This window comes from Novosphingobium sp. SG707, from assembly GCF_012275515.1.
GTDB lineage: Bacteria > Pseudomonadota > Alphaproteobacteria > Sphingomonadales > Sphingomonadaceae > Novosphingobium.
This window is the reverse complement of sequence record NZ_JAAZQL010000011.1, coordinates 127434-143594: the sequence shown is the minus strand read 5'-3', so window position 1 is coordinate 143594 and position 16161 is coordinate 127434. Positions and strand designations below refer to the sequence as shown.

Sequence of the window (16161 nt, the reverse complement as noted above, 5' to 3'; positions counted from 1 at the left end):
CATCTGACGCATGACTGTCCTCCTTACCCTGCCCCAAACCCCATGGGCTTTCCCCCATGGGCGGGGGTGGGCGGCGAAATGCGACCAGCCGGGCGGGACCAGGGAGGCGGGCCGCATCCGTCAGGACCGCAACGCAGTGGAGGAGCCGGCCCTAAGCCGGCTTGCGGCACGCCGGGGCACGCCCAGAAGGGAGCGCCGGCCACAAGCTCTGATGCGCGGGTTGGATACCGCAGTTCCGAGTATGCGTCCGGGGCTGATCCGTTCTTACTGCGGGCGTCGGCGAAGCCGGCCACAAAACGTCCGTCGGATGTTCCCCTGCCGATGATCCCACCCCCGCCTGTACGCGGGGTCTCTGGCAAAGTTCAAGTCGGCTGAACCCGGCGGGCGGCTGCCCACATGAAGCCGACCAGTTCCCTTGCAACTGCGGTACACACTACAGTGCTTTTCTTGCCTCTGGCCATGAGAGCACGGTAGCGAGCGGACAGGCGGCTCTGGGCCTTCCAGGCGATCTCACGCACAGCAGGGACCGTTTTCTCCAGCAGATAGAGCTTTCTCGCCCCCACTTTGGGTGCATAGCGGTAGCTCCAGGCACTCTCGACCAGCAACTGACGCATTCGGGTATTACCAGCCTTGGTGATGCCTCCCCGCCTTACCGTATCGCCCGTGGACCGTTCGCTGGGCACCAACCCAATGTAGGCCATAAGTTGCCGAGGATTATCGAAGCGACGCATGTCGCCGATTTCTGTCACGAAAGTGACGGCTACAATGAGATCAATGCCCCTCAATGCTTGCAGGGCGCGCACGACCGGCTCCAATTCCCACTGAGGGAGGAACTCTTCGATCGCCTTCTCAAGGCGGGCAACGCGCTCTTTCGCCACACGCACAGCATCAACCATTTCCTGCAGTGCAATTTGATGTGCAGGGTGATCAAACCGTTGCTCTTGCAGCCATTTGAGATGCCTCGCCCCCCATGTCTTTTTGCCGGGATAGCTCAAGCCATGCTTCAGCAGCAATGCGCTGACCTGCTGGCGATGCACGCGCAAAATTTCGACACCGGCGGTGCGAGCCCGTATCAGATCGCGTACCGCTTCATGGCTTTCATCTGGTACCCAGACTGCCGTCAGCTCGCCAGCGCGTAATAACTTCGCCAGTTCAATCGCATCGCGCCGGTTCGTTTTTACCCGGTCACCGGCACGTTTGGGAATGAGTGAAGGGGCAATTACCGTGCATGGATAGCCCATGGATGTAATCTGCCGGTACAAGCCATAGCCTGTCGGGCCCGCCTCATAGCAAAAATGCATCTGCTGATGTCGACTTGCCAAACGCTGCACCATTCGTCGCATCGCCTCGGGCGTGGCGGGCAACTCGCCCAAATAGCGGACCTCCCCTCCACGCTCCCCATCCGCAACCGCCACAGCATTGCGCGCTTTTGCGACATCGATTCCGACGAAGACCTCTGTAGAATGTCCCACGGCTCGTCCTCCTGTGATGAGGATCGACTCGGCCCTTCCGAGAAACCCTCGGATGCGCAGTGTAGGGCGAGCTACTCAGCGCGTAGACGGACATACGGTCTTACGACTGAAAACCTGAAACCCGTTCGCATCGGCCCCGTGCGCATGAAACACATTCTTTGCGATATCCAATCCGATCGTGCTAATCTCCGACATGGACGCCTCCTCAAGTGGTGTTCAACACCTCCACTATGGCACATCAATGCCGTCGGGGGGCGTCCACCCCATCAAGTCCATACAGGAACGTCGACAGCGTGCCTGTCTCCAGCACCACGCGCGCCAGCTCGGTGCAATGCCTGTTGAGCCATTTGGCCAAGACGTCGGGATCACTCGCGACAACATCGCGACGTAAAACCTTGCCCTCGACATCGACCACACAAATATGCGTCGTCCTGTCACTCACGTCCAATCCTGCATAAATCGCCATCGGTCACCCTCCTGCATTGAAGCGCCAAGGCGACTTCGTACCATGCACGAGGGTGGCTAAATCAATTACGCGGTGTCCCAGTCCTGGAAGACTGGATGCCGCCGCTCGTCCCCTTATGCCTCTATTATCCCACCAGACGTAATCCCTCGGCCGCGTTCAAGGCATTGATCGACATGGCGCGGCAATCAGCCGGATGATCATTTGTGGAGGCTGATCCAGGCGGGAATGGTCTGCTTTGGTCGGCTGCTTCCGGTTCGCCGTGATGGGAATTGCCGCCTCTAAACCGGAAGTTCGTACCCGCTTTTGAGATCATCGATTCTTGCCGTTCATTCACCCGCTGCGGCAAAGGTCGATAGATCTGACCGGGGACGTTCCTTCCCTTCCCACGTGGACCGATCAACGTCGGCTCGAGGCAAAAGCCGACGTTCACGCGTTCGGCGGCGCTATGCCTTGGAACAATTTAGATTGAACCGATTGTGGAGCGGCAGGTTCCAAGTTCAAAATTGAGCCAGGCTGCCGTTCAGCCGGCCCACCGTCGGCGCCATCCTGCCTCGTCACCATGAAAGGCGGACGCTCATGGTCCCGTTTATGCCCTCGCCAATGTTGGTCTGGGTCCAGTATTTGGCGTTGAACAGATTGTTGACGTTGCCGGTGAAAGTCACCTTGCGTCCATCGAGCACCGTGTCGAACTGGAAGCCCGCGTTCGCCGTAGTATAAGCGGGAACGTAGAGGCTGTTGCTGTCATTGGTGGGTGCTTTGCCACCATGGCGGACATTGCCGTGCAGGCTGAGGCCGGGAATGGCGGGAACATGATATTCGGCATTGCCGGTGAGTTGCCATCTGGCCGCGCCTGCCGGCACGTTGCCGCGCAGATCCTCGTTGCCGGCTGACACATTACGAATGCTCGGATCGAGATAAACGACGCCAGCCCCAAGCTTGAGATCGTCGCTGAGCCGATAGATCCCGATCGCCTCGCCCCCCTTGTACAGCGTCAGGCCGTCCTGCGTCAGCCGGCGCGCGCCATCGACGATCCGATCGATCGTGGCGGCGCGCTCGATCCGAAAACCTGCCAACGTCAGACTCAACCTCTGATGCTCATATTTGGCGCCGACTTCATATTGGCGGCTGAGCGTCGCTTTCAGCACCTCGCCCGCATTGGCATATCCGCCGCCGACCCGGCTGCCCGGCTCCATCGCCTCGACATAACTGCCATAGATCGAGACATAGGGCGCGGGTTTGTAGATCAGCGCGAGCGTCGGCGTCACCGCCGATGTCTGATAACCGGAATCGACCGACGCATCCCCGTCCAGATCAAACAGCCTGTATTGCGTGTAGCGCGCACCGAGCATCACCTGGAGATGCTCGCCAAGATACAGCGTGTCACTCAGGAACAAGGCTTTCTGCCGCTCCCGTGTCGGCCAGCCATCGGTTCCGAAGCTGATCGGACGCGTCACACGGAACGGTTGATCCTGGTAGATGTTACCATTGAAGTCGTTGCCCCAGTAATAATCCTTGTCGCTATAGCCAAAGGCGCTGTCCGTGAGCTGGAAGGATGCCCCCGCCACGATCTCATGCCGGATCGGGCCGGTCACGACGTTGCCCTGCATGATCGCTTGCACGAAATGGTTCTTATCCAGCTCGGCAAAATTATAGGCATAGCCATCATAGTCGCCTGCTGGGTTGCGCATATAGACGAACATCTTGTTCGAGCGATGAAATTTGCTCGTGAAGCCATAGGTCAGCCGTGCGGACCAGCCATCGGCAAACGTCCAGTCGAACCCGGTAGCCGTAGCCAGCGTCCGCGCCTTGTAATAGCTGTTGGCAACGTTGAGCTTGGAATAATCATAGGTCGGGCGGGGCAATTCGCTCCCGACATACTCCGCCCAGTAGAACTGGAACGGCTCATGCTGAAGATTGCTGTCCTCATATGTCGCGGTGGCGTGCCATTTGAGGTTAGGGTTGATCGCATAGTCCAGCGCCAGCGATCCGACCAGCCGGTTCACCCCGGCCTGATTGTAGGCGGCCCCCTTTTCTCCGCCCAAATTGACCCGATAGCCAAGGCTTCCGTCTCGGGTGAGCGGGCCACTCGCATCAGCCCGCGCATAAAGGACGCTGTTGGTGCGGTAGCCGACCTCGGTCGTCAGCATCGGCTCGCTGGTCGGCCGCTTGGTGCGATAGCTGATCACTCCGCCCGGAGTGCCGAAGCCGTACATGAAGCCGGTCAGGCCCTTCAACGCAGTGACGCTGGCGATCGGCTCCAGCGGGAAGTCGCCGCCCCAGTACAGCAGCAACGGTACATCATCGATATAATAGTTGCGCACGCCCAGCCCGCGAATCTGAGTACCCCACCAGTTGGTCGATCCCGCCGGTGCCGAGGAGAAAACAGACGGATCGTTGGCAAAGATCTGCGCGACGCTGTTGGCCTGCCGCCGGGCAATGTCCTCTGCATCGACGACCGTCAGGGAATAGGGCGTGTCCAGTAAGACTTTCGAGCCCATCGCGCCATTCTCGCCGATCCTGTTCTGGCCTTCATCTGGCTTGACGCCGGCGACGATGATCTCCTCATCGACACGCCTCTTATTCGCTGTCTGTTTGACCTCCTGCGCAGAGGCAGTGGAATAAGCAGTACCTCCCGTCAGCATCGTGGCGAACAAGAACGACAGGAAGAATTTACGCGTCATGGAAGGCCCTCTTCATTATGGCAGGCCTCCTAAGTATAACGCTATTGCGAGTCAATCGCATTTAAAGTGTGGCGAGGATTTATATCAAACTGCGCGGTGACTGACTCACGGGGGATGCCCAAGACCGTGGAAATCTGACTCAACGGCGCCGGCAGATTGGAGATCGGCACCATGGGTACAGCGATTGGTCTACGGGACGATTTTGACGGTGCGTCACTGCGCCGATTGGCGCGGACGACCAAGCACGCGAACCCAGCGCGCCGTCTTCTGGCTCTATCGGTGGTATCGGACTTCAGATTGGGCAGGACTGGGTATTCCGGTTCAATGCCCGTGGCCCCGCCGGCTTGCTTGATGGAAAGGGACCCCGGGGCCTTTCGCGACTCAACAATGCTCAGCGCCAGGCATTAGTCGATATTGTCAAGCGCGGCCCGTTCCCGGCAGTCCATGGCGTCGTGTGTTGGCGCCTGATCGATCTGGTCCGGTACCCGCGAACTTGTCGAAGCATGGTATCCGGAGAAGGCACAAGCCAAGTTTGCCGAACGCATCCAGGCGAACCTTGAGCGATTCCACGATGGCGAGTTGCGCCGCCCCAAGGGCCTGATCGTTCGCCAACTGAAGCAACGCTGGGGCTCGATGTCGCCAGGCGCGCGTGTGATGCTGAACCGCCGCCTGATCGAAGCCCCCCTTGACGCCATCGACTACGTGATCACGCACGAGCTTTGCCACGTGACCGAACCCCATCATGGTGCGACTTTTTTCGAATTGCTGGGGAAGGTGATGCCCGACTGGAGGCGGCGAAAACAGAGACGTGAGCGAGCCATGGCTTGATCCGCCCCATTTCTAGTCGTTCACCCGGACCGGGGCGGTGGTTCGAACCGATCGTCTGTTTATGTTCCAGCAGGTGGACCAAGGTATCCGACCCATAGCAGATGCCTTGAAATACCGCCTCAGACACCTACGTTTGGCACTCATGGGCAAAGAGTGCTAGCTGAGCAAAAGGGACGAAGTCCGAAGGGAGAAGTATGTCAGAGGGAGATGCCCCGGCGAGAATAGCCGTAAAATTCATAAAGGATGAACCATCTGAAACTGATTTCTTCGGATCGCACAGTCGCGTTTCTTCAGCTATTGCCGACGTCATTGGGGAAGACAACGGCATTAACGTGGTTGGCCTACTTGGCCCTTGGGGCAGCGGAAAGAGTACGGTTGTCAACCAAATCCAAAAGAAACTTGGAACGACGTGCGATAACATCCATTTTTTCAGTTATGATGCCTGGCTCTATCAGAACGACCCTCCGCGCCGCTCGTTTCTCGAAGCACTGATTCAAGATCTGGCTCACAATGCCCTGTCTGATGAAGGGCAATGGCAAGACCGTCTAGCCGATCTGTCGGGTCGTTCCGAAGAAACTGTCACAGAAACCAGTCGCAAACTGTCGTTGACCGGAAAATGGATAATTGGCTCCCTTGCCCTCGTTCCAATTGGAACTGTAGTGCTTGGGCGCGCGCTCGATCCTAAAAATATCGCGGATGCACCGTGGATGATGATGGGGGGGATTGCCCTAACCATCGCGCCGGTCATCATGGCTGCGCTCTTCTATCTTAGCTGGAGACCATGGCGGCAAAGCTGGTTCAAGGGCTATTTCAAGAGCGTGTTCTGGACTCGCCATCGTGACAAATACGCCAAACAGTCAATCTTCGCGCTGTTGACAAACCAATCGGTTGAACGCGCGGAGAAGAAAACAAAGATCAGCCCAGAGCCTTCCGTTACAGAATTCCGGACTGTTTTTCGCGATGTTCTGAAGAGCCTGCGCGCCAAGCGGGAACGATTAGTAATAGTCATTGACAATCTGGATCGGCTTGCAGAGTCTGAAGCTGTTGAGCTCTGGGCTACAATCCGGAGCCTTTTCCTCGGAAGCGAATTGAACGGCCCGCAACGTGCCGAATTGACCCTACCTTCAATAATCCTGCCTATTGATGAAGGTTCCGTGCAGCGCATGTTTCGCGCCTCAGGGCACGGTAATGAGGCGAGTGACCTGGCTCGTTCGTTTTTAGATAAAACCTTCGATGTGTCTTTTTACATCAACGACCCAGTCATGTCTGACTGGCGTGCGTTCTTGAAGGAAAAATTGGAACAGGCCTTTGGCGACGCTGCAACCGACGAACGCGTATATTGGACGACCAAGCTTGTAGAAGAATATGCGGCTAGCGGCACAACAATGGGCAGAGTTACGCCACGATCGCTGGTAAAGGTGGTCAATGCGGTAGGGGTTTTGGTCAAGCAATGGGATGACGGCTCGATCAATTTTCTATCAATGGTGTTCTTCGCGCTGTACTGAGCCCAGATTGGCGCGAACCCAAGGGAGTTCGTAAACAGCGATTGGCCAACCGCGGAAGCTGCTGTCCCCAGTTGGCAACGCGATGTCGTTGCCCTTCACTATGGAGTTCCTCGCGACAAAGCGTTTCAAGCACTTCTGCAAGAGCCGCTTCGGTTGTCGATTGCTGGAATGGACGAGGCCGAGTTTTCGCAGTTGGTGCAGGTCGTTGGATTTGGGCCAGTTTTTGAGGAGGTTATTGCCAGCCCTCCGGGGGGGGCCAATGGCACTGGTCCGCAACCGGACTTTGTAGCAAATGCCGCATTGCTGGTTTCGCGCTCCAGTTCAAATGATCAAATTTGGGCGAAAAGAGGGATGCATAGGCTGGCATCGACTTGGTGCGACTGTGCACAGTTTGATACCTTCCGTGCCGACTTTGCGAGCATCGTTCAGGCGTTAGCGCCCTTCACGTCCGGACCACTCTTTGTCCAGGCCTGTGTGGCGCAGCTTGGGACGTCGCTGTCGAAATCTCCCATGACGGAGGATATTGCGAAAAGCGCGGCTGCGGCTCTTAAAGCCATTCGAGACGCCGCGCAGCTAACTGGTCAGCAAGCTCCGTTGGTCCAACTGACGCTCGACTACCCCGCTTTGTTTGCACTTCTTGACGAAATTCCGGCCAGTTTTCGGCCAATGCTGCAATCGAATAAGAGTGCGAGCGAGTTCGTGTCGGCCCTTACCACGCGGCTCGGAAATGAGAACGATTCCGAGGGCGTTGCTGCGGCAACCCGCGCCTTGGCTTCAAACACCACTATTCAGTTCAAGGACAAGGCCAAGCCCAATTGGGATACCTTGGCAGCGGCTGCCTTCAACGTGATATCTGCCAACGCCGCCTCATTCCACGCTACCGGGCCCTCGATAGACGTTCTTGGCATTCTCCACGGCAAGAACCAAATTGCGAAATCGCACGTCCAACAATTATTCGATCAAGGACAATTGGCGAACCGTCTTAATGAAGCTGACCAAGGCAAAAAGGGGCAGCAGCTTGCTGACATTGCCGCTTTGATGTTCCTGAGAGGGTCAGATTTCGCCGGTCCAAACGGCAAGAGCTGGGAGCAAGTTCTGACCGAGAGCAAAGAATTTGATGTCCAATTCAAAAATGCACTGAACTGGTATATCTGGGGAAATCCGACAACATACGTTCATCAATCACTCAAAACCCGGCCGTCGCTGAAGCCTGTGATCGCCGCGTTGGTGAAGCGGGATATAGCTGACAACGGCGGAATTGGGTTGACGACCGATCATCTGCTGAAAAACATCGAGGCGCTAAATAGCCTCATTGGTACTGAACCGGTCAACATTGCACTGGCGAAAGCCGCAGCAAGGTCGGATTTATGGTCAACAATCGAGGCGATGAAGGATGGTCGCCCTTACGACGATGCCGTCACAACTCTCGCTAACGTGGATGCTGTGGATCGGGCCAAGCTAATCGAAAACGTCAAGGTGCGTCTTGTTGGAAAGGATGCATCGACATGGACAGAAGCGTTGGCAGATGGCGGTGCCCCATATAATCTCGCTGAAATCTTCGGCGAGACACTCGGTCAGAATGACGTGCTTGGTGACGGCCTTAGGGCTGCGGTACACGATGCTCTTCCTCACCTCCCCCAGTCGAACGAAGGTGCAAGGCAGCGTTGGTTCTATCTCTCTAAGTTTGTCTCTCGTGATATTCGGACAATGCTTTTCAAGAATCTGCGTGACAAGATTCAGTCTGGAAGCGAATTCAGCGAGCTACCGGAACTTATGAGGGCGGGCGGCGGAGATGTCTTGGATATAGGAAAATTCGACGAGTTCGCCGACAAGACGACGCGGCATTTAACCATCCCACTTCTTTATTCCGAAATAGGGCTGGTTTACGTCTCTGAGAACATCGAGATGTTTTCGCTCTGCTTGTCAGCTAGCGACGATGACAGCAAAAATGTAATGCGTGAAACCTTAGATAAGGTTGCAGCAGAGTTCGGCGAGATCGAACCCGAAGCAGCTAGCATTGTAGCAAAAGCTTTCTCAACGGCTTTGGATCATCCAAAATTGACATCGTAGACTACAAAATGGAAGCCTGATTAGCGCACTTTGTTTATGGCAGCTTACCTCTATTGGCCGCCAAAAGCGGACAGTCGGGACTGTCCCCAACCATGGTCATTACCGGCACCGCGCCATACCGATGCGAATCGATCACGGCCCGAACACGGCTTGTCCAAATCTACTGGTCAGATGCCCGGCTACTGACCCGACGTAGTTCCGTTGCCGCCATGCGGTCGGGCTATGATAGACACCTACCGCCTTCCAATAACTGCCGGTTGATCGCAGAGCCGTCAGAAACACCCAGCGCGCCGCCTCGGCATTGAAACAGGGATCAAAGCGCAGCCAATGGCGAACATGGGCTTCGGGGCGTCCGATCAACGTGGCGATGCGTGCCGCCCACCAGGTATTGATCTGCAAGGGACCAAGGTCATACGAGCCATTGGTGTTGGCGACCTCGGCGCCAATCCAGCCGGCCTCCTGATCGCGCAACCCCCAGAGGGTCTTTTCGAGCCAGGGCTGGCCGAGGGATGCCTGATGGATACACGAGCCGATAAGGCGCTCTTCATCGGTGTCTTTTGCTCTCGCCTGCGCAGAGGAAGGCAGGATCATCAGACTGCACATGACTGCACAAAAGGCTACCCAAACGCTTCGCATCATATCAGCCTCCCGTGTGTTGTCTCCGGCAGGACCTGATTGGTCGGCGGAGCAAGCGTCGGCAGCGATCCGTCGGTGAGCAAAGCGAGAAGCGCTCTGCCAGCAATGATCTGCACCACGCTGCCATCGGTAATCACGGCGCGACTTTGTGGGCAAGTCCGCCCGGTGTGAACGAACAGGCCCCGGTGCCCATTGACGCGACACAGGTTTTCGAAAGCGGCGACATGCTCTGGCTGCATCGTGTCGACATAGCGCTTCGCCTGAATGAGCCAGACGCTGCCATCGATCACTACCTCCCCATCAACCCCTTCGCCGCCGGCAGAGCGATGTTTTCGGGTCACCTTGTGACCGCACCGTTCGAGGCTCTCCATCAAGAGTTCCTCGAATGCGAGAGGATCCATGGCTCTCAACCGGGCATACCGAAATTGCGGCGGCTGGCGCCGATCAGCCCCCCGCAATTGCCCGGCGATCACCCTCGCCTGCCGCCGCCTCCAGCTATGGTGCACAGGCCCCATGTGGCGACGGAACGCAAAAGCCAGCAGAACAAGAAAGAGCGCTGAAATTCCAAAAAACATGGAATCGTATCCTTATCGTTCGGGACCTCGGGTGGGTTCGGGTTGAGGAACCGGTGCCTCCGTGGACCGGGATAGCTCTGCAGCCGTTGTATCGCGACCCACCCGAGCACGATCAAGGATGCCTTCAAGAAATCGGTCAAGCACCAGCGCGACGCTGCGCGCGCCTTCGGCCAGATGTTCACCCGCGCTGCGGGGCGGGCGCTCACGGCGATCGAGTTGCCGTGTCAGCGCCCGGTCACGCCGCTCTGCCCGCACGCGCTCCTGCTCGGCCTTCAAATGCGCCAGATGCGTTCCTTGGCGGCGCGAAAAGGCATCAACACGATCAGCCTTCATTCGCCCCAGCCCTTCCGATGAAGATGTCTTCTCGCCCGACTGGTGCTCGAGTTTACTGACCAGCGCCTCGACGTTGTTGGTCCAAAGCCTTGCCCCGAACTGGGCTCGGGTGATGGCCGTGTAAAAATTCTGCGCGTTGACCAAAGGCGATTCAGCTGGCGCCAAAACGAAGACACGAGGATAGGTCTTGGACTGCGCCGAATACACGGTTTCGGCATAACCGTGGTCCCAGGTCTTATGCTCGGACAAGTCCACCTGCTGCACGCGGCTATCCCGATCCCAGCGAATGGTCGCCAGCGCCCCATCCAATTTTTCCACCGTTCCTCGCTCGGCGTTGCGAAGATCAAGTTCACGATTGACGAGGCGCCACTGGATGCGATCTCCTACCGCCAGATCGCGATTTTCAGGGTTGAACACATTGATGTGTCGCGCCCGGGCGGTCTGCGGATCCCAGCGTATCGTGCGGCCATTCTCGTCAACCAGCCGCACGACCTGACGACCACTGGCCTCCCGGCCCAATCCCACCACGCGATAGTCGGAATGCCGAGCAACACCGAGAGCAGCAATCTCGCGGTCGAAGCGGAGAACCTGACCTACCCGATAGAAGCGAGCCATATGCTTCTCGATATCGGTCATTCCCGCTGATGCGAGGATGGACAATCGGCTGTCCTCGGCGGCCAGTCCGCTCTCGCTCTTCAACGCCTCACGGATCTTGCTGTTGACGATCAACCGCGTTGCATTGTCGAGGACCAGAATATTGGTGCCAGCTCGCGAATCCGGTTTGAGCCTGATCCAGGCATTGACGACCTGCCCGGCCATTTTCTCATTGTCGGTAACGGTGCTGACGCTGTCGAGCCTGGCCAGAGCCTCGGCAAAATTTCCTGCCCGTGCCTGCGCAACAGCCGCTTTGATCAACTTTGTTTCCTGCCGAACGGCCTCGGTCAATTCGACCGTCGGCATCCCCAACCGGCGCATCAGCCAGAAGGGCTTGCCCTGCTCGATCGCCCCAGTCTGTTTCTCATCGCCGAGCAGGAGCAGTCGTGCGCCCGTGGCCCGGCTGATGTCCAGTAACCGCCGGGCCTGACGGTTCCCCAATTGCCCTGCCTCATCAAGCACCAGAACATGGCGATCAGTGATTCCCTGCCCGCCGCGTGCGACAAAGCTCGCAACGGTGTGGGACTGGATATTCGCCTTTGCGCCTAGTTCGGCAGCGGCAGACGATGTAGGGGCTAAGGCTATCAGAGTGGTCCCCGGCTCCGCAGCCTCACCCAGCACTCTTACCAGCGTCGATTTACCGGAGCCTGCAACCCCGTGGATGGCGGTGATGCGATCCCGCGTCAGCGCCGTCTCGACCAGAGCGCGTTGCTGCTGACCGTTAAGATTGGCCTCTTCGAGGACAGCGAGCAAGCGATCACTCGAGGCAATCGGTCGGGCATCATCAAGCCCCAGCGCAATATGCTGGGTAAGCGCCAGTTCCCGCCGCCAGGATTTGCGGGAGGTGCGCCCACGCGTCAAAACCTTGTCGCCGGTCTGCTCATGGGTGGGCAGCAGCTTGCGTACCGCTTCATGTTCTTCGACCCGGGGACGGATGTCATCAAGCCGAACTTCACCGACATGGGCGGCAAGACCGGTCCGCAGAATATCGCCCAGATTGTTGACCGCCTCGGTGATTTCCAATTGCCGCAGGCCGAACAGAGCCGCCCGTGACGCCTCCCGCTGCGTGGGAGGCAAATGCTGCCCCTGGCGCTCCTGGCTCGATGCGGCAATAGCTCGAAGCGCTTCGAGACGATCCCCTGCCCGCTGATGCCATTGGGCGGTAAGTTCCTCCTCGCCAACTTTCACCTTGGCCTTACGGGTGGCATAGAAGGATGCGCGCTGCGCCTTCTGGCCCACCAGACCATGTTCACGCGCGTGCTCCTCGATCGCTTCGGCCCGCCGCGAGAACCGCTCGATCAGTTCGCCCGGCATGCCGCGTATCTCGAACAATCCTGAGCGCGGATCGGTGTCGATTTCATAGCCCTGCTCTCGCAGACCAAACGCCAGAGCATTGCGATAGATCTGGCCGGCGACGCGCTGCTCTCCATACATGACCCTGCTTTCGAGGCTCGCCATGCGATCCCCATTTTCATGGTTGGTCATGTTGAGGACCACGAGATGGGTATGGAGATGAGGGTCGAGCTCCCTGCTGCCATGTTCGGTAAAACGCGCGACTAGAATGCGCCCCGTCGTTTCGTAGAGGACCTTGCCTTCCTCCCGCCTTCGCAGTTGGGCCTGCTCTTCGAGATAAGAGATGGCCGCCGTGACCGCCACCTCATGGGCATCGAGCACGCGGCTATCGCCAGCCACCAGCGCCATGATCGAAACCGATTTGGGAGCATTGACCGCAAAGTCCCAGCCGGGATGATGGTGGATGGTCCCATCAGAGCGGCGACGGCCCAACTGCTGGTCATCAACCTTACCGGCCAGAAGTTCCCGCAGCACCTTGGCATCGACCGGGCCGGACAGGCCAAGGTCGCTGGCGAGCTTGCCACCCCATTCCGAAGGCTCATTGTCACCCTTGGTGTAATAGTCTCCGACCGTATAGTAGCGGGCGATATTGGCCGGTTGCCCATGAAGACGCTGAGGCTGAATCATGCGGGCCTCGCCGGTTCACGCGGTCCATCATCGCGGCCATGCTGGACAAGATCGGACTGTATCTGCCCCTGCTTGCCGGCGAGGATCGACCAGAGGATGCGCGCGGGAGCTGGAAGCTCGGCACCCTCTTCGTTGAGCAAGATGTCCTCCACCCGTTGGGGATCGACCTCAGCCGACAGAGGCTGAAACAGGTCAGTCTGGGGTGGCGGTGGCGCGGGTTCTTTTGGCGGCTTTGGTGGTTTTCGGGATGGCTTGTCGGCAACAATGACCTCAGGCGATGACATCTGCGTCGCCTCTCTTTCCATCGCTTCGCGTACGCGCGCTTCGGCATGAGCCATCCGCACAAGCGTTCTGGCTTTGTCGATCTGGAAGGCGGGGTCGGTGCGTTCGGCGAAAGCTTCTCCCAGCGAAGGAAGATCGTTGAAGCGACTGTCGAAACGGACCACGGGGAGGTTGCGGCCAAAGCGCAGAAAGCCGACCAGATTAGGCAGGTTAGTGACCTCGGTCGGCATGACGAGGGGCCGCGTCACCTGCATCCGCGACAGATTTACCCCATCACGCATGTCATTAACGCCATAGGACATGCCTTCATTGGCCTCTACCTGTTCGACCTGGCCCAGGTTTTCCGAGACATGTTTGGCCGTCGCCGTATCATTGGCCCGCAACGCCACCCAGGTCGAACAGTAGCCGGTGATCGCGGCGGCATCCTGAATGCCATAGGTTGCCTCGAGTTGCGGATAGGACTGGAACCCCAAGATGCCGCACCCGCCATATTTGCGGGCGCGGGCAAGAAAGTCGGAGAGCGAGGGCAGTTTCTGGAGCGTAGGCAGTTCGTCGATTACGCAATAAAGGCGACGATCGCGATCAGGCGTCAGGCTCATGATCGCGCTGATGGCGATATCGAGCCAGACCGTAATCAGGGGCCGCAAAGACGGAAGCTGATCGGCTTTCACGGTGATGAAGAGCCAGCTTCCTTCATCGCCCTTCTCCACCCAGTCGCGGATCGAGAAACCATCCTCGGTATCGTCGAGGTAGCTGAAGCTGCGCATCACCGAGGCAAGTTCGGCCTGGATGCCCGCCGAGGTGCGCTCCCCCTCGGTGCTGATGAAGGCGGCCGCATCCGTCCCCGTCACGAACGTGGCCAGATCCTTGAGTTTGGAGCGCAGAAGCCGGTCGAGCAGCACCGATACATAGGTGTGCTTCTGGCGGGCCAGCTTGCGCATCACCGCGACCAATGTGCCACGCGCGGCCTTCGCCCAGAACGGATCGCCATGCTTGTCGGGAATGGTCGATTCAGCGATCTGATCGTAATGATAGTCGCGCGGCACATCGACCCAGGGCGACCAATGGGCGGTGCGCCGGTCAAGCGGATTAAGCAGCATGTCCTGCCCCTGCCGATAGAATTTTTCGACGAAGGTGCCGGCGGTATCATAGACAATGGCCCGACGGCCCGATTTGCGGATGCCATCCAGCATACCCACGATCAGGTTGGTCTTGCCCGTTCCGGGGGCACCGCAAAGCAGGATATGTTCGGGTTCGAAGGCTTCCGGAACCGGGACCGAGCCAATAATGAGCGGCCCCTTCTTCTGGCTCCAAAGCGCGCGCCGAACCTGACGGATCGTGCCGAAGCGGGCGCCGCGCAGATATTCATTGGAGCCCAGCCCCCTGCCCATCCGGGTAAAATAGAACCAGGCCCAGCCGAGCATGGCGAGTGCGAAAAGGCCCGAGATCACCGCGCCATGGAGCAGGTAGGTCTCGAAATTATGGAGGGTCTTTTTCGCCAGACTGGAGGCGACCAGCCAATCGGCTGAGGTCCAGTAAACCCGTCCATCGGGCGTATGGAATTGCACCGGATCATTGGTGCCCTCCGCCGCATCGACCTTGATCCAGGCTTCGGCCAGCTTGACCAGAACGAAGCGTTCATAAGCGCTGGATTTCTCAAGCGCATACCAGACGGTGCCGATGATCCAGATCACCAGCCCCGCCAGAAGCGTCTGATAGAAGACCTGGGTTGTCATTCGGACATTGTGAACGATGGCCTGCCCACCCCGCGTCCAGGAGCCAAGCGTGTCGTTGCGAAAGATGCTCATTGGCCACCCTCCCCGCCCAGCAGACCGCGCTCGGCAAGGATGGTTCGCGCCTGCGCCATGCCCTGTTCGAGGGCCTTGGGGGACTGCTGACCAACCGATGTCGCGAGGATGGAAAGGATCTGGATCGAGGTGGCGAGGATTTCGTCCTGCGACGTGAAAACGTATCGCCGACGCTCATCGACTGCCTGTTCCAGCAACTGCCGAACCAGACCCGACAAGGAAAGATTGGCTCCGCGAGCACGGCGCATCAAGGCTACGTGCAGCGGACCATCAAGGCGGAAATTGATCTTGGGCACGGGGAAGGCCTCCACTTGGGGAGACCCTCGCAGGAGTCATGAAGCGTTACGGAAGATATAGGCGAGCAATCAGCTTTTCAAGACAAGCTTGCCAGTATCTGGCTCTGTTCCCGGTCCATGTGAATTTCCGGAAAGACGGTTCCTGTTGGAGAACTCCCTCCCGGTCTTATTCGATGGCAATGGCGACGATGGTACAGGTACGACACGAAAAATGATTTCCTTACAGCTGGTTGATCGCCTCCGACCAAACGCTTGTGTGCGCCGTACAACGCGGCACGGAAAATCCGTCCTACGCAGCGGACAGCTTCAACAGCCTGATTTCAATGCCGGAATCTTCCGCAGCACCCGTGCGTAGGGTCCATTACAAACGGCCTCGCGCCGTGCGTTCCGCCTTTCGCAGCGCATGCGCGCTGCGCAGCCTCGTGCCGGCAGGCGCGGGGCAACCTTGCTTTGGATTGTTGGGGGCGAGCATGATGGTGGTTTGAGGAACGAAGGCCATGGTTGGGTTCTCCCGAAAGCAAAAAAAGGGCCGAGCGAAAAGCCCGGCCCTGAAGGTCGATCAGGTGATGTCGATA

General features: G+C 58.3%; 11 protein-coding genes and 2 pseudogenes. 4 read left to right on the top strand and 9 right to left on the bottom strand.

Annotation, left to right across the window (positions count from 1 at the left end; genetic code table 11):
* Positions 1–362 precede the first annotated feature (362 nt).
* The 3 genes and pseudogenes from FHW92_RS22665 to FHW92_RS22660 form a co-directional block, all read right to left on the bottom strand.
* The gene (locus FHW92_RS22665; RefSeq protein ID WP_168605558.1) at positions 363–1472 is read right to left on the bottom strand and encodes an IS110 family transposase; all 1110 of its coding nucleotides are present in this window, start codon (positions 1470–1472) and stop codon (positions 363–365) included.
* 93 nt (positions 1473–1565) lie between these two features.
* Positions 1566–1667, bottom strand: a pseudogene (locus FHW92_RS25925) (IS110 family transposase); the annotation flags it as partial.
* 43 nt (positions 1668–1710) lie between these two features.
* Complete coding sequence (locus tag FHW92_RS22660) at positions 1711–1938, bottom strand: IS110 family transposase (RefSeq protein WP_168605557.1); 228 nt, start codon at positions 1936–1938, stop codon at positions 1711–1713.
* 68 nt (positions 1939–2006) lie between these two features.
* Between FHW92_RS22660 and FHW92_RS25920 the strand changes: the two are divergent.
* A pseudogene (locus tag FHW92_RS25920) lies at positions 2007–2135 on the top strand (LysR family transcriptional regulator); the annotation flags it as partial.
* Positions 2136–2492: 357 nt separating this feature from the next.
* Here the strand turns inward: FHW92_RS25920 and FHW92_RS22650 are convergent.
* Positions 2493–4619 carry a TonB-dependent siderophore receptor gene (locus tag FHW92_RS22650; RefSeq protein WP_168605556.1) on the bottom strand — a complete coding sequence of 709 codons (2127 nt, stop codon included), beginning with the start codon at positions 4617–4619 and terminating at the stop codon, positions 2493–2495.
* Positions 4620–5090: 471 nt separating this feature from the next.
* Between FHW92_RS22650 and FHW92_RS22645 the strand changes: the two genes are divergently transcribed.
* From FHW92_RS22645 to FHW92_RS22635, 3 genes are all read left to right on the top strand, one after another.
* Positions 5091–5447, top strand: a complete 357-nt coding sequence (locus tag FHW92_RS22645) for a M48 family metallopeptidase (RefSeq protein ID WP_349237741.1) — start codon at positions 5091–5093, stop codon at positions 5445–5447.
* A 194-nt stretch (positions 5448–5641) separates the two neighbouring features.
* A complete protein-coding gene (locus FHW92_RS22640; RefSeq protein WP_168605555.1) occupies positions 5642–6952 on the top strand; it encodes a P-loop NTPase fold protein in 1311 nt (436 codons plus the stop codon).
* Positions 6953–7120: 168 nt separating this feature from the next.
* Positions 7121–9022 (top strand): hypothetical protein, encoded by a 1902-nt coding sequence (locus FHW92_RS22635; protein ID WP_168605554.1) that lies wholly within the window; start codon positions 7121–7123, stop codon positions 9020–9022.
* A 132-nt stretch (positions 9023–9154) separates the two neighbouring features.
* Here the strand turns inward: FHW92_RS22635 and FHW92_RS22630 are convergent, their stop codons facing one another.
* The 5 genes from FHW92_RS22630 to FHW92_RS22610 are packed head-to-tail and all read right to left on the bottom strand — an operon-like array spanning position 9155 to position 15586.
* A complete protein-coding gene (locus tag FHW92_RS22630; RefSeq protein WP_349237739.1) occupies positions 9155–9613 on the bottom strand; it encodes a lytic transglycosylase domain-containing protein in 459 nt (152 codons plus the stop codon).
* A gap of 44 nt (positions 9614–9657) precedes the next feature.
* Positions 9658–10233 carry a restriction endonuclease gene (locus FHW92_RS22625; RefSeq protein WP_168605553.1) on the bottom strand — a complete coding sequence of 192 codons (576 nt, stop codon included), beginning with the start codon at positions 10231–10233 and terminating at the stop codon, positions 9658–9660.
* 12 nt (positions 10234–10245) lie between these two features.
* Positions 10246–13200, bottom strand: coding sequence for a MobF family relaxase (gene mobF / locus FHW92_RS22620; RefSeq protein WP_168605552.1), 2955 nt, complete (start codon positions 13198–13200; stop codon positions 10246–10248).
* Positions 13197–15290, bottom strand: coding sequence for a type IV secretion system DNA-binding domain-containing protein (locus FHW92_RS22615; RefSeq protein ID WP_168605551.1), 2094 nt, complete (start codon positions 15288–15290; stop codon positions 13197–13199). Before FHW92_RS22615 ends, mobF begins: the two co-directional genes overlap by 4 nt.
* Positions 15287–15586, bottom strand: a complete 300-nt coding sequence (locus FHW92_RS22610; protein ID WP_168605550.1) for a CopG family transcriptional regulator — start codon at positions 15584–15586, stop codon at positions 15287–15289. Before FHW92_RS22610 ends, FHW92_RS22615 begins: the two co-directional genes overlap by 4 nt.
* Positions 15587–16161: the final 575 nt, after the last annotated feature.